This is a genomic window from Myxococcus sp. AB036A, assembly GCF_006547355.1.
Classification (GTDB): Bacteria; Myxococcota; Myxococcia; order Myxococcales; family Myxococcaceae; genus Myxococcus; species Myxococcus virescens.
On sequence record NZ_VHLC01000010.1, the window covers coordinates 33,092 to 49,642 of the forward strand.

The 16,551-nt window shown below is 70.8% G+C and carries 15 protein-coding genes; 5 read left to right on the top strand and 10 right to left on the bottom strand.

Annotated features, from left to right (window positions below):
- Positions 1–131: 131 nt before the first annotated feature.
- Both FL344_RS06445 and FL344_RS06450 read left to right on the top strand, forming a co-directional pair.
- Positions 132–350 carry a hypothetical protein gene (locus tag FL344_RS06445; protein WP_002639318.1) on the top strand — a complete coding sequence of 73 codons (219 nt, stop codon included), beginning with the start codon at positions 132–134 and terminating at the stop codon, positions 348–350.
- Positions 347–1,240, top strand: coding sequence for a hypothetical protein (locus FL344_RS06450; RefSeq protein WP_141617904.1), 894 nt, complete (start codon positions 347–349; stop codon positions 1,238–1,240). The genes FL344_RS06445 and FL344_RS06450 overlap by 4 nt, the downstream gene beginning before the upstream one ends.
- 16 nt (positions 1,241–1,256) lie before the next feature.
- Here FL344_RS06450 and FL344_RS06455 read toward each other — a convergent pair whose 3' ends face one another.
- Entirely contained in the window at positions 1,257–3,671 is a 2,415-nt protein-coding gene (locus FL344_RS06455; RefSeq protein ID WP_141617905.1) for a DNA polymerase domain-containing protein, read from the bottom strand.
- Between the two features lie 138 nt (positions 3,672–3,809).
- On the opposite strand from FL344_RS06455, the gene FL344_RS06460 reads away from it, so the two are divergent.
- On the top strand, positions 3,810–4,454 hold the full coding sequence (locus tag FL344_RS06460) for a YafY family protein (RefSeq protein WP_141590188.1): 645 nt from the start codon (positions 3,810–3,812) through the stop codon (positions 4,452–4,454).
- Between the two features lie 138 nt (positions 4,455–4,592).
- On the opposite strand, the gene FL344_RS06465 is transcribed toward FL344_RS06460, so the two are convergent.
- The 4 genes from FL344_RS06465 to FL344_RS06480 form a co-directional block, all read right to left on the bottom strand.
- Positions 4,593–4,775 (bottom strand): hypothetical protein, encoded by a 183-nt coding sequence (locus FL344_RS06465; RefSeq protein WP_011551729.1) that lies wholly within the window; start codon positions 4,773–4,775, stop codon positions 4,593–4,595.
- Positions 4,776–4,850: 75 nt separating this feature from the next.
- A complete protein-coding gene (locus tag FL344_RS06470) occupies positions 4,851–5,057 on the bottom strand; it encodes a cold-shock protein (protein ID WP_011551728.1) in 207 nt (68 codons plus the stop codon).
- 352 nt (positions 5,058–5,409) lie between these two features.
- Positions 5,410–6,054: a hypothetical protein gene (locus FL344_RS06475; RefSeq protein WP_090484184.1), complete on the bottom strand. Its 645-nt coding sequence runs from the start codon at positions 6,052–6,054 to the stop codon at positions 5,410–5,412.
- A 168-nt stretch (positions 6,055–6,222) separates the two neighbouring features.
- The gene (locus FL344_RS06480) at positions 6,223–7,605 is read right to left on the bottom strand and encodes a metallopeptidase TldD-related protein (RefSeq protein WP_228564828.1); all 1,383 of its coding nucleotides are present in this window, start codon (positions 7,603–7,605) and stop codon (positions 6,223–6,225) included.
- Between the two features lie 257 nt (positions 7,606–7,862).
- Here FL344_RS06480 and FL344_RS06485 point away from each other — a divergent pair, with 257 nt between their 5' ends.
- Positions 7,863–9,140, top strand: coding sequence for a TldD/PmbA family protein (locus FL344_RS06485; protein ID WP_228564829.1), 1,278 nt, complete (start codon positions 7,863–7,865; stop codon positions 9,138–9,140).
- Between the two features lie 22 nt (positions 9,141–9,162).
- Here FL344_RS06485 and FL344_RS06490 read toward each other — a convergent pair whose 3' ends face one another.
- From FL344_RS06490 to FL344_RS06510, 5 genes are all read right to left on the bottom strand, one after another.
- Positions 9,163–10,260: a hypothetical protein gene (locus FL344_RS06490; RefSeq protein WP_141617908.1), complete on the bottom strand. Its 1,098-nt coding sequence runs from the start codon at positions 10,258–10,260 to the stop codon at positions 9,163–9,165.
- 17 nt (positions 10,261–10,277) lie between these two features.
- Positions 10,278–12,161 (bottom strand): hypothetical protein, encoded by a 1,884-nt coding sequence (locus FL344_RS06495; protein WP_228564830.1) that lies wholly within the window; start codon positions 12,159–12,161, stop codon positions 10,278–10,280.
- A 105-nt stretch (positions 12,162–12,266) separates the two neighbouring features.
- The gene (locus FL344_RS06500; RefSeq protein WP_141617910.1) at positions 12,267–13,241 is read right to left on the bottom strand and encodes a c-type cytochrome; all 975 of its coding nucleotides are present in this window, start codon (positions 13,239–13,241) and stop codon (positions 12,267–12,269) included.
- 14 nt (positions 13,242–13,255) lie between these two features.
- Entirely contained in the window at positions 13,256–14,254 is a 999-nt protein-coding gene (locus FL344_RS06505; RefSeq protein WP_141617911.1) for an aromatic ring-hydroxylating dioxygenase subunit alpha, read from the bottom strand.
- 5 nt (positions 14,255–14,259) lie between these two features.
- Positions 14,260–14,430 (bottom strand): Xan family putative trans-acting RiPP leader peptide, encoded by a 171-nt coding sequence (locus tag FL344_RS06510; RefSeq protein WP_141590155.1) that lies wholly within the window; start codon positions 14,428–14,430, stop codon positions 14,260–14,262.
- 141 nt (positions 14,431–14,571) lie between these two features.
- Between FL344_RS06510 and FL344_RS06515 the strand changes: the two genes are divergently transcribed.
- Positions 14,572–16,527, top strand: coding sequence for a hypothetical protein (locus tag FL344_RS06515; protein ID WP_228564831.1), 1,956 nt, complete (start codon positions 14,572–14,574; stop codon positions 16,525–16,527).
- Positions 16,528–16,551 lie beyond the last annotated feature (24 nt).

The following is a 16,551-nucleotide window of genomic DNA, read 5'->3' on the forward strand; positions in this document are numbered from 1 at the left end:
CGCATGGCCAGACAGGGTGTGCCCCTCGTGTGCGGGCTGGAATCTGCCTACGCTCCAGGTTTCCACCAGGAGGTGGCGCGATTCTCCCTTCGACCTCCCAGACCTCCCCCGCCGGCTGGCACGACACGCTCGTGCGACACCTGGAACCGCTCCTCGGCGGGTTCACCGCGAAGATGGCCATCCAGACCGCCGCCCTTCGGACCCTCAAGCGGCCCCCCGAGCAGCTCAAGCGAGAAGACCTCCCGCAGTTGCTCGAAGGCCTCAAACCCATGCTGAACACCTTCATCGGCGCCCTGCACGCGAAGGTCATCCTGGCGGAGATTTCCGCCTCCTTGGAGAAGCTGCGATGAGCACTCAGTCGACGGGCCGCGCGGCCGGAAGCATCGTGCCCTGGTTCGGCGCGGTGCTCGTGCTCCAGTTGGCGCACGCCTTCGCGGCGGCCTCCGCGCTGGACGCGCCGCGTTCGCTCTCGCTCGTGCATGACGTCGCCGGTTGGGGCAGCGGCGTGCTGGCCGTACTCGGGACGCTGGCGGCGGCCCGTTCGTTCGCCCAGGGCGACTACCTGCGCAAGGTGTGGGGCGGCCTGGCCGCGGGCGCGCTCCTGTCGCTGGTCAGCACCGCGCTGCGCAGCTACTGGCTCCACGCGGTGCCGGACGTGCCCTTCACCCAGTCACCGCTGCTGCCCGTCCGCATGCTCGTCGTCGTGCTCGCGAACATCAGCACGACGTACGCGCTCATCCTGCTGGCGATGACGTACCGGCAGTCCGGACTCCAGCCGCCGTCCAGCGTCCGCTCCAACGCGCTGTGGGTGGGAACGGCCGTGGCCGCGCTGGCCGTGGGCGTGCCCGTGCTGGCCACCGAGGTCCGCCACCTGGGCACGGACGCCATCAGCACCATGTCCGCCGTCATCAGCCTGGCGTCGACGCTGGCCGACATGACGACCATCCTGCTGGTGGCCCCCATCCTGGGCGTCGCGTACATGCTTCGCGGCGGACGGCTGGCCTGGGTGTGGTGGGCCATGGGCATCTCCGGCGCCATGTGGCTCTTCTACGACGCCCGCGCGTGGCTGGGGCCCCTGCTGCCCGGAGACGCGGCGCAGAACGCGGAGCTGCTCCGTACGCTGCGCACGTCGGGCCTGGTGCTCCTGGGACTCGCGGGCTGGCTGCAGCGCACCGCCCTGGCGCCGCAGCAGGTCCCCGCGGCCGAATCCTCCGCCCAGACGCACGCCGGGGTGTCCTGAGCCGTCCCGCGCGCGGCTACGCCTCCTCCAGCGCGGCCGCCGGCTCCGTCAGCACCGTGAGAATGGGCTTCGCGTCCTCGAGCGAGGGCGCGAAGAGGGAGGGTTGGCCAGGGTCGTCGAACACCGTCCGGAAGTCCTCCGGTGTCAGCGCGCGCACCAGCCGCGCGGCGAACGTCTCGCGCAGGAGCCGCACGTAGTACTCCACGTCGTAGTCGCGCGGGTCCTCCTCGCGTGACAGGGGCCGCGCCGTGCCCGGGTCATCCGCCTCCGGAATGGGGAGCAGGCCCGCCCGGCCTCCCACGGCACGGTAGACGCGGACCTGCTCACCCAAAGGCCATTCCTTCCGGCCGCTGGCCAGCATGGCCTCGTAGGGGAGCTCGCGCCGGCGGGGCCGGAGGGCGAGGTACTGGGCGCCCGTCTTCGTCAGGCGGACGTGCGCGCAGACCTCCGGCGTGGGCAGCTCCCGGCGGCGCAGGGCCATCACCGTCGCGACGTACACCTCACGCACGCCCGGGATGTCTCCCGCCAGGAGACAGCGCAGCGCGCGGCGCAGAAAGGCCTCGCCGAAGGGCTCCGCGCGGCTGGAGCGGAAGGCCACGCCCCGAAGCACCAGCGGTCCGTCATACGGCTGGAGCGCGTAGTTCTTCGGTTCGTGCGACAGCATGGCGGCGTAGCGCCCGTCGAACTCCAATTGCACCCGGGGCGGGAGCAGCGCGGCGACCTCCGAGACGACCCGGCGCTCGTCGGCCTCCCGCCAGTCCTCCGGGACGGCGAAGTACACGCCGTCCGTGTCCGCCTCCAGCAGCGTGACGCCCCGGCGAGCCAACTCCCGGCAGAGGAGGCCCAGCACCTCGCGGCCCTGGCGCGTCACCTCGTTGGCCGCGTGCACGTCCGAGAAGCGCGTGAGCCCCACCGCGCCCAGATAGCCGTAGGCGGAGTTGACGACGATTTTCATCGCCGCCGACAGCGCCTCGTTCGTGAAGCGCTCCTGCGAGCCAGGCGCCGCGGCACGCGCCCTGCCCTTCGCCGCCAGCCGCTGGTCCACCAGGCGGTCCACCAACGCCAGCAGCACGCCCAGCCTGTCCCGCTTGGGGCCAATCCGGTACTGGCGCATCAGGGAGGGATAGAGGCTGGCGACGTCCGCCTTCACGATGCGCCGGGCCACGCCCGTGGCGAACAGGTGGAGCGCCGCGCCACTGTGGGACGTGCCGTCCCCCTCCTGGTGCGCGGGCAGCGCCGCGCCCTCCCGGAGATAGGCCCGGACGAGCAGCGGGTCCAACACGCCGGTGGCCGGCCCCGCGTCCGCCAGCCGCTCGTAGCGGCGGGGCGCCATGCGCGCGAGCGCGAAGGCCGCGCCCCCGAGCATCCTCGCGAGGCCGCCCGCCTCCGTCACGTCATCACGCGCATAGCGCCGCACGCGCGCCGGGTCCGTGCGGAAGACGTCATACACGCGGGCACCGGGGATGTGCTCGCGCTCGGGCCCCGCCAGGCCCAGGTGCTTCGCGACGGCCTTGAGGCCATGGCCCGGCAAATCCCTCGTGGAGAAGTCATGCCGCAGCACCGCGTCCAGCGTGTCGATGAACTCACGGCCGGGCACGGTGTAGCGCGCGCGGCGCATCGCATCCGGAGGCGCTCCGGGCACGGGGCGTCCCAGCGCGGCCCCCCTGGCCGACGGACGGTGCCGCAAGCCCGGTGCCCCCGCGCGGCCCAGCGCCAAGGACACCCCCAGGTGTCTGGCTCGCCGCGCGAGGAACGGCAGGTCGAAGCCGTGCAGGTTGTGGTTCTCGATGACGTCGGGGTCCCAGGCGCGCACGCGCTCCGCCAGGTGGTAGAGCAGGTCCGCCTCCGCCGAGTCGTCATCCCCCTGGGCTTCGAGTGTCTCCGTCGTGCCGTCCGGGCCTCGCAGCGCCACCAGGAAGACGCGGTGGTGCGCCGGGTCCAACCCGGTGGTCTCCAGGTCGAACTGCATGCGGCGCAGCGCATCGAAGGGGAGGTCGCGGAAATACGTGCGGCCCGACAGCGTGAGGTACTGCTCCTCCGGAGGCAGCGCGAGCACCGTGTTCGCGCCCAGCTCCTTCAGGTGACTCACCGGCTGGCCCAGGCGGCGTGACGCGCCTTCCAGCACCGCGCTGGTGAGCGCGCGGCTGTCATCTCCGCGGACCAGGTAGCGCAACGCCCCGGGCCCTTCGAGCTCCTGCCACGTCACCCGGTAGCGCGCGGGGCCATCCGACTCCGGACGCAGCCGAGGCCCCAGGTGCGCCAGGTCCTCCAGGGACGCGAGCAGCAGCCACGGACGGAAGCGCACGTCTTCGCGAAGCAGCTCCCCCGTCTTCGGGACGCGGCGCCAGACGAAGGCGCGGCCGTCGGGCTCCGCCCACACGGAGACGATGCCCAGCGTGGGGTCCCAGCCCCAGAGCCACTCGTCCTCCATGGAGTCCCTCCGGGCGGAAGTGCCGTGAACGCGCGCGATGCAAGCCGCTCGCGGCGTGGGATGCAAGGCACGTTGCTCCAGGGACATCACGTCAGCTTGAGGGAGGGGTGTGACAGTGGTATGTCAGGTTTCCTCTCCATGCAGCGCACCGAGCGTCTCTTCGCCCTCGCCGAATACCTCCGGGGCCGCCGTACCGGTGTCACGGCGGAAGTGCTCGCCGAGCGGTTCGGCGTCACGGTGCGAACCATCTACCGGGACCTGGATTCGCTGCGCGCCTCGTCGATGCCGGTGTCCGCCGAGCGCGGCCGTGGCGGTGGCTACGCGTTGGATCGCAGCTACAGCCTGCCGCCGGTGAACTTCACCGCGCGCGAGGCGGCGCTCGTCGTCGCGCTGGGGCGCTTCGCCATCGACATGCGGCTGATGCCCTTCGCGGGCACGCTGGAGTCGGCGCTGGACAAGGTGCGCGCGGCGCTCTCCACCTCCGCCCAGCGCGAGCTGCTCACCCGGCTGAGGGAGCTGGCGTTCATCGGCGTGCCCTCACTGCCGAGCAAGAAGCCCGTCCGGGAAGCATTGGAGCGGGCGTGGTTCGAGCAGCAGCCGTTGCGCATCACCTACGTCGACAGCAACTTCCTGGAGACGGTCCGCGACATACGGGTGATGTCCGTCATCATGAACCGGCATGAGACACGCGTCGACGGGGAGGACCTCACCACCGGGGAGCGCCGCCACTTCCGCCTGGACCACATCACCCGCGCCGAGGTGCTGCGCGCCGCCGGACCGTGAAGGCCGCCCAGGAGCGCTGGCTGCGTTGACGTGAGGGGAAGTGGCTACTGCGTCCTTCCGGGGGCGGAGGCGCCGTCCCGGAAGGTTGCCCTGGGCACCACGGACTGCGTGGCAAGCCCAGGCGGCACGATACTGGGCTCAAATCTCCAGCGGCGGCTGGGGACCGGGGATGATGTCCGCGATATCGGGGTCGACCTCACCCGGCTGACGCGGCCCGCGCTCGGACTTGACCTTCTTGCGCTCCTCGCGCTTCGCGTTCTTCTCCTGCTGGTGCTGCTTGCGCGCCTGCTCTTTCTGGCGCTTCGTGGATCTGCCTTGCATTGAGCCTCCCTCGCTGAAAACAAAAGCCCGGCCTCGCAGTGAGGAGACCGGGCTGATGGTGCTGAGCCTGAGCTCTCAGCCGACGACGCGGACGTTCTCGGCCTGGAGGCCCTTGGGGCCCTTCCGGGTCTCGAACTCCACCTTCTGGCCTTCGGCCAGGGTACGGAAGCCATCCGTCTGGATGGCGGTGTGGTGGCAGAACACGTCGGCCCCACCGTCGTCCTGGGCGATAAAGCCAAAGCCCTTCGCGTCGTTGAACCATTTCACGGTGCCAGTTGCCATGTTTCTTCTTCTTTCTGCGTGCGGCGCGAGACCGCAGCCCGTCCCATAGAGCGAGACAGGCAGCCTCTAGCCTGTCGAGGGGCCAATGTCGAATGTGGAAGGCCCCGAATCTCCACCGGCTGTTCGCCGCGTGAAGGAAACGTGGCGTAGAACCGAAGAATTCCAGCCCCTTGACTCGTGGCACCACGCCCCGAAAATCGTCTGGCGCCCCTTCATCGCCGGACGTTCCTTCAATGTGGGGGCGCCCGCGGCCCCTGGGGAGCGCCCTGGAGGGCACATTCCTGGACACCACTGGCCTCCCGCCCTCCCGGAACGAGGAGCAGGCAGGCGCTGGCTTCCTGGCCTGGCCCCCCTAGGCGCCGGGGGGCGTGCGCGGAAGTTCCGTGCCAAACACCACCTGGAGCAGGTCCATGAGCCCGGGCCAGGCCTCGGCGGCCAGCCACAGGCCCTCGGACTGATGCTCGGCGGTCATGGCCAGGGAGGCCGAGTCGAACAGCCGGGCGGGCAGCACGCCCTCTTCGGGCAACGGCCCTTCCACCTGTAACACCTGACCGTCCCAACGAATGCCGGGAGGCAGCAGCCGCTCCGCCAACACCCGCATCGCGGCCCGGCCCGCCCCCGCGCGAAGCACGCCCATCATCAGCGACGAAGCCGTGCGGGACTCCTCCAGCTCCACCACGCCCGGCGTCTTCAACCACAGCCGGTAGCGCCCGGAGGCCAGCTCCACGCGCTCCAGCGCCGTCTCCACGCGCAGCTTCCAGCCGTGCACGGAGAAGCGGATGTCATAGACGTTCTCCCGCGAGGACCACTCCCGCAGCTCGAAGTTCTTCAGCCGGGCCAGCAGCTGGCTCACCACGGTCTCCACGCGCGCATGCGACAGGCGCACCCGCCTGCGGCTCACGTCCACCGCCATGTCGTTGGAGAGCGCATTCGGCAATCGCTTCGCCCACTCCCTCGCCCCTTCCAGCATCTTCGCCGCCAGCGACTGACCCGACATCCGTGTCCTCCCGTGACGCCGCCTCCCTGGGCCTGGGGGCCTCGTACCGGCAGCCCAGCGTCGTGCGCGCAGCATGCACCGGATTCAGAGCCAGCGCGCGTCCTGCTCGCAGGGCAGGCGGGCTCGCGTCGCCTGGCTGGCCCCGCGCCGTCCCCAGGGACGTGGACATCACCTGGCCGCCTGCCCTCCCCGGGCACCCGACAGCAGGGGCGGGAAGACGAGCGTCGGCGTGCCACAGCCCTCGGCGGTGGGGAAGAAGGTCAGGTCCGTCCCCACGCCGCGCAGCGCGCGGAAGGTCTCCAACACGGGGAGCTCCAGTTCCACCGGAGCGATGCGGCGCACACGACGGCCGTCGCGTACCTCCCAGCCGCCCGCCACCAACGTGACGGTGCCGGGACGTGGCATGGTGGTGAAGGTCTCCACGCGCGCGACGAGTTCCGTGTAGTGCGCGGGGAGCACGGCGGTCGCACCGGGCACGAGGAAGGGATTCACGGCTTCGGGCGTGGGTGGTGACATGCTGGTGCGGAAGCCGCGCCCGTTGAGCGGCGCGCCGAGCCGCGATGCGGTGTCGGAGGCGTGAAGGAAGCCTCGCAGCACGCCCCCTTCGACCAGCGACAGCGTGTCTGTAGAGAGTCCTTCGTCATCCATGGATACGCGCCGCGTGCCCGTGGGGAGGTTCGGGTCGTCCACCACGCTCAGGACCGAGGGGAACACCTTGCGCCCCACGGCCCGGGCCAGCGCGGGCGTGGCCGCGGCCACGTCGCCCCGTAGCAACCAGATGAGCCCCGCCGCGAGAGGCGCGGCCACCGCCGGCCGCAGCACCAGGGGGAGGTCGCGGTCCAGCGACTCCGCGGGGCCAGTGAGGGCCTCTACAGCCTCCGCGAGTCGATGGCGCAGCGGAGTGATGACCGTGTCGTCCGCCGACGTTTCGGGAAACGCCACCGCATCCACCACGGCGCCGCGCGGCGTCTCACAGCGCACGAACAGTTCCTCGCGCCATTCCGTGCGAGCACGGCGCGCGCCACATGCGCGCACCAGGGCGCGCCACGTGGACACCTGGGTGAGCAGCGCCGCCTGCACGACGCTGCCAGGGGGCACGGCGGTCTCGATGAAGTGTTTCATCCGGCGCGCCGCGCGCTCCGGATGGAGCGGAGGAGGACTCGGGACACTCGGGGAATCGCTCTGAGCTGGCAGCGCTGGCAGTGGACTCGCACGTCCTGAAGTGGCGTGTCGCGCGGTGCGCTCCAGGAGCAGCGGCAGCGCGCCTGCCTCCCCCACTGGCGCGGTCAGCAGGCCCTGCCGCGCGTCCCAGCTCACGCGCGCCATGGCATCCAGGGTCTCCCCCTGGTTGACGATGGAGCGCCCCGTCCCGGCGTCGTATTCGAACGACAGCCTGCGATCCGCGGCGAGGAACAGCTCGGCCTGCGAAGGTGCGTGGTGCCGCGTGAAGCCCTCCAGCGCTTCGCCAGCGGACGTCAGCCATTCGCGAGGCTGAAGGCCCGCGCATGCCGCCACCCCACTGTCCTCCTCGGAACCGGAACCGCCCCGCATCCACTGCCTCCGCCGACACACGCTGGGACTGCGCGCGAGGATACCGGTCTCCGTCCTCGCGTGGGGACGCTCCGCGTCGTCACGCGGAATCCGTATCGGTGGTTCAACCGTCCGTCTGTGCGTGCACGCAATCCAGGCGCGTGCATGGGTCCGCCTCGCCGTCTGGCGTATGCTCCTGAACCTGTGCCCGCCATTTCACGGTGGGCGTCACCGCCGCCACGGCCAGCCCGCGTGGTGCCCGGCCGGAGGACACTCGCTTGGATTGGTTCGTGGAGCGGCGCGAAGTCACCGAGGTCCTCCACCAGCGTTCCGGGCTCCGCGTCATCCCCCCCGTGCTCGACCAGGGCTGGTCCATGGGACAGCCCACCCCGGACAGCATGACCTGGCAATGGGCCCAGGTGGCCGGCGCCCGATGGAAGCACGGCCACATGCCGGAGGCGCTGGCACACCAGGCCCGCCCCCTGCTCGACGCCGAGCCCCGGCTCGCGAGCGACACGGAGGCCATGGTGTCGCTCGTCCGCCAACTGGAGGCGACAGCGCGGGCCGCGGGCGCCCAGCACCTGGACGTGCTGCTGCGCGAAGTGGAGCGGCGCACGCTGTCCGCCAGCGACACGCACCAGAGAGAAGACCACCAGCGCCATGCCCTGCTCGAAGTGAAGGCCTTCCACGACACCGGCGCGGGCATGGCTGAGCTGTGGCGCTGCGCCGCCTGGCCGGACATCACCGGGGCACGCACCGCGCTGCCCTCGTTGGAAGCGCTCGTGGAGCGCATGGCGCGGGAGCTGCGGGACACGACCCCCATGGTGCCCTGCCCCCGCGACGTGCTGCCCATCGTCTTTCCACCGGGCGCCGCCTCCGGCTGCTTCTTCCACGAGGTGTGCGGACATCCCCTGGAGGGAGACGTCGTCGCGCGCGGCGGCTCATACCTGGCGCGGCGGCTGGGGCAGCAGGTGGCCGGTGCGCACCTCAGCGTCTCGGACGACCCGACGGATGGCCACGGCGCGCTCGGCTTCGCCTGGGACGATGAAGGCCACGCCGCGCTCCCGGTGACACTCATCCGCGAGGGCCGGGTGGACGCGCCCCTGCTGGATGCTCGCAGCGCCGCCGCGCTGGGCCGCGTGCCCAACGGACACGGGCGGCGCGTCAGCTACCGGCACCCGCCCCTGCCTCGCATGGCCCACACGCGCGTGGACGCGCACCAGGGCCACCTGGAGGCGCTGATGGCGGACATTCCGCACGGGCTGCTGGTGCAGCACCTCACGCCCCGGCAGATGGACCTGCTGTCGGGCGACTTCAGCTTCTACATCGTGGAGGCGCGGGAGATTCGAAACGGACGGCCTGGGCGCCGCGTGGGCCCCGGCATCCTCCGGGGCAACGGGCTGGAGGCGCTGGCCGCCATCGACGCGGTGGGCGAGGACACGAAGAACCTCTTCGCCACGCGCGGCTGCCGGAAGCTGGACCATGGCCCGCTTCCGGTGTCCTTCGGGCAGCCCACGGTGCGCTTCCGCGGGCTCGCGGTGGAGCCCTCGCGGTGAGCGCCGTGGGCGCCTGGGTGCGTCACCCCTCCGGGTAGCAGAGGAAGCCGAAGTCCGGCGGCGGCGCGGGCTCCTCGTAGGGGTTCTCCTCCACGGGCGGCGAGGCCTCCATTGCGAACAGGCGCGTGAAGGACACGCCCGGCGGCAGGCCCTCGACGAAGAAGGGAGGCACCTCCCAGGGCCGGCCCTCCTCCTCGTCCTCCAGGGTGTCCACGAAGCTCACCGTCAGCGCGCTCGGGGCGCCCGGCTGCACCACCAGGGCGTAGTAGCCCAGACTGCTCATGCCGGCGGGGATGGCGTAGTAGCCCATCTCCGTCTGGCCCGGGAACGAGCCCGGCGGCGCCCAGTCAATGGCGTACAGCGTGCCCGCCGTCGTCTCCGCCGCGATGTCACCGCTGGGGAACAGGAACGCGTCCAGCACCGGGCTGGGCGAGTAGACCCACAGCAGCGCCACCGAGCGGCCCGACGAGGCATCCGCCAGGCTGGCTGGGGAGACGGACGTCCCCGTCTCCTCGGAAATCACCTGCGCCAGCGCGCCGAGCGCACCCGCCTCGCCCACGATGGCCGGCGACTGGATGAGGCACTGCGTCCCGGTGGCCGCGATGGGCCGCAGGCTGGTGGTGGCGTAGTACGGCACCGCGGGGATGGGCGCGTGGCCCTCCTCCTCCGGGAACATGTCGGCGGCCCCCACGGAGAGCCCGGGCGCGGGCTCGGCGCGGATGAGGTACGGCACCGTCGGGTCGGAGGGAATGCCCTCCGTCTGGAAGTTGCCCCAGGGCGGCATCGCGGGGCCGCTGGTGTCGACCACCTCGCCGGTGGGCCCCACCATGCTGACCTGCGCGCCCCACACGGACGCGCGCATCACCGTGGGCATGCCATACAGCAGCGCCGGCAGCGGCGGCCCGGCATCCGGGTCCTCCGGGTCGGGCGGCCACATGACGAAGGTATAGAACATCGCCTCCGGATCGAAGATGACGCCGGAGACGGGCACCCGCCGTTCGGGCAGGTCGGTGTAGGGCGCCTCGGCGTCCAGCTTGGGCGGAGGCGGTGCGCTGCTATCAGCGCACGCGCTCAGCACGGCGGCGGACAGGGTCGAGGCAATGAGAGAGCGAACCTTCATGGCGTTCCTCTGAGGGCTCAGCGAGGCGGGAGGATGTGCTCGGCCGGCGGCGTGGTGACGTGGCACGATTCGGCGCAGTTGCCGTAGCCGTTGGGCGTGTTCTGCATGGGCTCGAAGCGCAGGTCGAAGTACTCCGTGCCGTGCGACGCCACGTGGCAGCCATTGCAGCTCATCAGGCTGGGCCACAGCGTGCTCTCCCGCGTCAGGTGACACATGGTGCAGTCACCCTTGTTCTGGTTGTACTTGCGCGAGCTGTTGTGGATGCGGTGGATGATGTCCGGCAGGTAGCCGTAGCCCTCCTCGATGTGGCACGTCTTGCATGCCTCCACGTGGTCCACGGACATGCCGTGGTGCACGTTGGAGAGCGAGTTCACCCCGTTGTGGCACACCTGGCAGTTGCCCACGCGGCCCGGGTACGTGGTGGGCTGGGCCTGGCCCACCTGGAAGAAGAAGGGGTCCAGCCGGTTGAGGCGCTCGCCCATGAAGGTGCGGTGCCCCTTGAGGATGATGGCGTAGGTGCCCGCCTTCGCGTTCGGCGGCAGCGTCACCGAGTAGTGCGTGGGCGGCTGGGCATCACCGCCGCCCGCGAGCAGGTTGGAGCCGGGCGGCAGGTAGAAGTGCGGCTCGCTGAACAGCGGGAAGGAGAAGTACGGCAGCGTGTAGGAACCGCGCGACACCTGCAGGTCCTGCAGCGGGCCCACCACCTTGAAGCCGGACTCCGAGGAGCTGGCCTCGCGGTAGGTCAGCAGCATCTCCTCGTTGAAGTACGCGAGGCCGTTGGAGGACTCGCCCATGTACTCGTTGTAGCTGGGCATCCGGTTGCGCGGATGCAGGCCGTTGCCGTCCCCGTCGCGCAGCGACACCATGAAGTCCACCGAGTCACCGGGCATGAAGTAGCTGCCGTTGGCCGGGCGGTTGACGCGCACCGCCTGCGTCAGGCCGAAGCCACAAGGCACCTGTTCGTCGGTGGCCAGCCCGCTTTCATCCAGCCGGTAGCAGGTGGCCGGACGCTCCGCCTCGGGGGTGAAGACGATGGGGAAGAGGAAGGGCTTGAGGGGCAGCTGGCTCCAGGTGACGCGGATGAGTCCCTCGCCGGAGAGCTGCGGCATGGTCAGCGTCTTGAACGGGTTGGTGGCGCCAGCGAAGGACGCCTTCACCATCGTCTTGTAGGTGGGCTCGGTGCCGTCCGGCAGCAGGCTCACCTCCGGGTCTCCCGGGAAGCGAGGCCGCGCCAGGTCCGTCACCAGCCAGCTGGCGCGCGTGCGGCCCGTGGTGGCGCTCTCACCCATGAAGTCACGGCGGCTGTAGTTGATGGAGGTGCGCACGGCGCCGTCCGCGTCGAGCACCTCGATGAGGAAGGTGTCGTCCAGCGAGCGCATCCACGCGGCGTTCTCGTAGTACGTCTCGCGCTGGAAGGTGGAGTCGAAGTCGTTCGTCCACTCGTCCCGGCCCACCGTCACGCCCGACCAGTCCAGGTCCTTGAAGCGCGACTCCTTGCGCATCCAGAAGGACGGGGCGTGCTGGTTCTTGAAGTCGGTGTGGACGTCGGTGACGGCGTCCACCGCGGTGAACTCGCGGATGAAGTAGCTGACGCCCGGCGTCACCTCGAACCGCGCCGAGGGCGGCACCTGCTGGCCCATCCTGTTCATGGCCTCGCAGGTCGCCGGATAGTCCGGCAGGTCCAGCGAGCCGGCCGACACCGGCTCACCGGTGGGCAGGATGGCGCAGCCATTGAAGTACAGCAGGGACAGGGAGATGGCGCCGGAGGCCGAGCTCGAATACGGGTCGAACGCCCTCGCGCCGCGGCCACGGGTCCCTTCGGCGTCGCCGATGTTGAAGACGTCGCAGCCGGCGGAGCACGCCAGCACGGACAGGAGCAGTCGCTTGAAAAGAGATTTCATGGGGGCACGCGTCACGCGCGACCCTGGGGGAAGGGCGCGCAACGATGGGCTTTCAGGGGACGCGCTGGGAGTCTACCGGACGCTCCCAGGTGGCGCCAGAATGGGTCATTTGCCAGACGCGGACGGCGCGGCGGGAGCCACGGCGGGCACTGTGCGCAGGTAACGGTAGAGGGCCTTGAGGTCCGCCTCCGCCAGTCCGGCGAAGAAGCCCCAGGGCATGGTGAGCTTGTTCACCTGGCCCTCCCGCGCGGGCGCGGGTGCCAGGTCCTTGAAGGCGGTGAAGCGGGCGACGAAGGCCGCTTCGTCCACGGCGCCCAGTCCGCGTGTATGCGGCGTGAGATTGGATACGACTTCCGGGCCGTGCGGCGTGGGCAGCGGGCGGCCTCCCGCGAAGGGCGTGCCCGCCTCGTCCATGCCCGCGTGACACGCGGCGCACTGCGCCATGGTGGCCAGGTAGCGACCACGAGAGATGTCATCCGCGGCGGGCTCCGGCACGGCCGTCTTCATGGGCGCGGCCATGTCCTTGTACTGCGCGTACACCTCGTCCGGGATGACCGAGCGGGCCGAAGCGCGCGGGGTGGCCGGGGCCTGACGCAGCCAGGCAATCACGGCATGGGCGTCCGCGTCCGACAGCTCGCGGTAGAGGAGGAACGGCATGAGCGGGAAGAGCGTCTTCCCATCGCGCCCGGTGCCATCGCGCAGCGCGCGCATCAGCTCCTCATCCGTCCAGCGGCCGATGCCGTGCTCGGGATCGGAGGTGATGTTGGGCGCGCAGACGCGACCGGGCAGCTCCCAGGCCGCGTCGTCCCAGCAGGCGCCGGAGAGCGCGGGCCCGGAGGCGGGGCCTCCATACCGAGCCCAGTCGCGCGGCGTGTGGCAGGAGCCACAGGCGAGCACGTTCTCCACGAGGTACCGGCCCCGCTCCAGCTTCGCCGCGTCCGCGGACGCGGTGACGGGCGGGGCGGCGGGAGCACGAGGTGCCGGCGCGGATGCGGCCGGAGCCTTCGCGGGTGGCGGCGGCGATTCGTTGCGCTGACAGGCGCTCAGCGCCAGCAGCAGGAACAGAAGATGGGAGCGCATGGGGGTGTGGGTCCTCATTCCGGGGCGGGTCCGTCCACGGGCTTGCCCAGCCGCAGGGCGATGACACCCCGGCGGTATTCGATGGGCAGGCGGTCCGCGGGCATGTGGACCTCACTGGCGAAGTCCAGGGGCTGGGCCCGGGGACGCACGCCTTCCAGCGTGCGCCGGTCCTGCTCCAGGATGGCCAGCTCACTCTTCACGAACATGTCCGGGAAGTGGTTGCGCAACCGGGGGTGGTACGAGGCGAAGTAGAAGCACCGCATCTTCTCCTCGGAGAGCGGAGAGGCGATGGCGTAGACGGTGTGGACGTAGAAGAGCGTGGGCTTGAAGGCCAGCTTCGCGGCGAAGGGCAGCGTCACGTCGTAGGTGAGCGTGGTGCGATCCACCCGGGGCGGCATGCCATCCGTCGCCGGAGCCAGCGCCGGATAGACGATGCGCGCGCCGACGCCGGTGGCGCGCCGCTCCACCTCATAGGGAGGCACTTCCGGCTGCTCCGGGTTGCCGAAGGTGCCTTCGTGCACGAAGGACAGGTGCGCCACGTCCAGGACGACCTCAATCATCCGGCCCGCGGCGACGTCCCAATCCAGCACCGGCAATGTCACGGTGGCCAGGGTACCGTCCTCCAACTCCGGCCACTCCGGCAGCGGCGCGGCGGGCTCCGGGGACAGGCAGACCCAGACGAGGCCGTACCGCTCCGTGGCGTGGAAGGCGGAGACGCGTGCCCGGGCGGGAATGGGCGCGGCGGGCTGTGATGGCACCCGCACACAGCGTCCGTCCGTGCCATAGGTCCAGCCATGGAAGCCGCAGCGCAGCCCCTCCGGGGTGACGACGCCCAGGCTGAGGTCGGCGCCCCGGTGTGCACATCGCCGGTGCGTCACGGCCACGCCCGAGCCCGTCCGCCACAGCACCAGCTCCGTCCCCAGCAGATGCACGGGGAGTGGAACGGCCGTCAGCTCGCTGGAGAAGGCGACCGGGTGCCAGTACGGAGCGAAGGCGTCAACGTAGGAACGCACGACCCTCAAGCCAGCGCGAGCGGAGCAATCTTGCTCTCGATCTCCTCGAGCAGGAAGTCGATCTCCTCGATCTCATCCAGCTTCTCGGGCGCGGCGGAGACCTCGTTGTGCGCCGCCTCGGAAGTGGCGGGCTCGGAGTGGGCGGGCGCTGCGGACAGGGTCTCTTCCGGAGCCATGAGGCCTCCTGAGTCGGGGGGTGGGGGCGCGATTGTGTCCGGCTGTCTGGGGGGCCTGTCAATCCGGAGTCCCCTTTCTTAAGAAATTTTCGACACATGTATCGCTGATTGAGACTCGTATACGCTCAGGGGGCCCCCGTGATGATGCCCCCCTTGCCCGTTCGAGCCCTGGCCGCGGCCATCCTGCTCTGGAGTCTTGACGCGTCCGCCGAGCCCTGGAACGGCACGGAACCGGGCACGACGACGCTCCAACAGGTCCTGCTCTCCTTTGGCCCGCCCACCCGGCAGGTCCATGAGGACGGCGCGGTGGTGCTGACGTACCAGCGCAAGGCCGCGCCGGGAGGCACCCGGAGCACGCGCTTCCACTTCGACGCCCGGCAGGGCGTGCTGCGCCGCGTCGAGGTGGTGCCCACGAAGCCGCCGACGCTGACGGGGCTCGTCGCGCTGTACGGCCCCGCGTGTGGCGCGGCGAAAACCTCTGAGGGAGGCCCGGACTGTCACGAGGAGGAAGCCGCGCCCGCGCGCCAGCGCTGGTGGCACTACCGCGCGCGCGGGCTGAGCGTGCTCCTCGACAAGCAGCGGCGCGTGAAGTCGATGCGCTACAGCGAGCCCCTGGCCTCCGCGAGCCCAACCCCGGCACGAGGCGCCATGGCTTCGGCCGGGAGTGAAGGCGCCACCGTGCCGGCCGCGGCGGCGGCGCTCGATGTCCCGAAGGTGGCGCCCGCCACGGGGACGCTGCCGCCTGACACGGACTCCGCCTCCGGGCTCGCCACCGCCGCCGTGGACCCGGGCGGGGCCGGTGCGCCCGACGGTTTCGAGGACCTGCTGGACGCTCCCGCTCCAACTCCCGCACCTCGGCCGGCCGGTCCATCGGGCGCCATCGTGGAGGGCTGGCAGGGCCCGGAAGGCGAGGCCGCGGACCCCTGGCATGAGACGGCGCAGGAGCGTCAGCAGGACGTGCTCGCGGTGGGCGGCATCTACTTCCAGCGCGCGGAGCTGACGGGGCTGCGCTCCCAGGGGAAGACGACGTACCAGCCCGTCCTGCCCGCGCTCGCGGACATCTACCTGGACGCGACGCCGTCGAAGCACGTGCGCGGCTTCATGATGGGCCGGCTGGCGTATGACCCGCTGTCCACGGAGGCGAACGGACCCGCCGCCGTGCTGGGCCAGATGTGGCTGAAGTTCGACGTCGCCCAGCGGCTGTTCGTCACCGCCGGGCGCCAGGAGATTCGCTGGGGCAGCTCGCAAATCTGGAACCCGACCGACTTCCTGCAGGCGCCCAACCCGGATCCGCTCAACATCTTCGACCTGCGCACGGGCGTCGACATGGTCCGCCTCACGGTGCCGTGGGAGGCCATGGCCGCCAACCTGTCGCTCCTGGGTACCGCCAACGTGGAGGACGTCAGCGAGGACCTCCGGCGGGTGCGCTACGGCGGTGGCGTGCGCGCGGAGATGGCGGTGGGCACGGGCGAAATCGCCGCGACGGCGGTGTTCGACCAATCGCGCCGGCCCCGGTACGGCCTGGACGCGACGATGGCGCTGGGCCTGCTGGACTTCAACGCCGAGGTGGCCTGGGTGGGCGACGGCAACACGCGGCTCTGGGCCCGCGATGGCGACAGCTTCGTGGAGCGCACGCTGGAGGGACGCAAGCTGCTGGTCAGCGCGGGCGTTTCGGCCACGTTCAACTTCGCCGAGCTCTACCGCGCCGTCATCCGGGTGGAGGGCTTCCACAACCCGCTGGGCTACGACGACCGCGCCTTCCTGCCCTGGCTGAGTTCGCAGGGAGACTTCCGGCCGCTCTTCCATGGCCGCTACTACGCCCTGGGGCAGGTCAACATCGGCCGGCGCGGCGTGTCCCAACTGTCGCTCATCTTCACCACCATCGCCAACGTGCAGGATGCGTCGTACCTGTCACGGCTGGCCTTCAACTCCTCGCCCTTCGACATCCGGGACATCTTCGTCCAGACCTTCGTCGAGGTGCCCTACGGCGAGCGTGGCAGCGAGTTCCGCTTCGAGAGCATCCCCGCGGACCCCACCGCTCCCGGTTCGGGGCTGGGCGTCTTCCGCGCGGGCGTGAGCCTCTACGTTCGCATCTAGCCCACCGGGCCTTCCGGAATCCGA

Excerpts from the sequence above, each read along its gene's own strand:
- FL344_RS06450 (WP_141617904.1), top strand. The coding sequence starts at position 347 with ATGAGCACTCAGTCGACGGGCCGCGCGGCCGGAAGCATCGTGCCCTGG.
- FL344_RS06455 (WP_141617905.1), bottom strand. The coding sequence starts at position 3,671 with ATGGAGGACGAGTGGCTCTGGGGCTGGGACCCCACGCTGGGCATCGTC.
- FL344_RS06460 (WP_141590188.1), top strand. The coding sequence starts at position 3,810 with ATGCAGCGCACCGAGCGTCTCTTCGCCCTCGCCGAATACCTCCGGGGC.
- FL344_RS06465 (WP_011551729.1), bottom strand. The coding sequence starts at position 4,775 with ATGCAAGGCAGATCCACGAAGCGCCAGAAAGAGCAGGCGCGCAAGCAG.
- FL344_RS06470 (WP_011551728.1), bottom strand. The coding sequence starts at position 5,057 with ATGGCAACTGGCACCGTGAAATGGTTCAACGACGCGAAGGGCTTTGGC.
- FL344_RS06475 (WP_090484184.1), bottom strand. The coding sequence starts at position 6,054 with ATGTCGGGTCAGTCGCTGGCGGCGAAGATGCTGGAAGGGGCGAGGGAG.
- FL344_RS06480 (WP_228564828.1), bottom strand. The coding sequence starts at position 7,605 with ATGCGGGGCGGTTCCGGTTCCGAGGAGGACAGTGGGGTGGCGGCATGC.
- FL344_RS06490 (WP_141617908.1), bottom strand. The coding sequence starts at position 10,260 with ATGAAGGTTCGCTCTCTCATTGCCTCGACCCTGTCCGCCGCCGTGCTG.
- FL344_RS06495 (WP_228564830.1), bottom strand. The coding sequence starts at position 12,161 with ATGAAATCTCTTTTCAAGCGACTGCTCCTGTCCGTGCTGGCGTGCTCC.
- FL344_RS06500 (WP_141617910.1), bottom strand. The coding sequence starts at position 13,241 with ATGCGCTCCCATCTTCTGTTCCTGCTGCTGGCGCTGAGCGCCTGTCAG.
- FL344_RS06510 (WP_141590155.1), bottom strand. The coding sequence starts at position 14,430 with ATGGCTCCGGAAGAGACCCTGTCCGCAGCGCCCGCCCACTCCGAGCCC.
- FL344_RS06515 (WP_228564831.1), top strand. The coding sequence starts at position 14,572 with ATGATGCCCCCCTTGCCCGTTCGAGCCCTGGCCGCGGCCATCCTGCTC.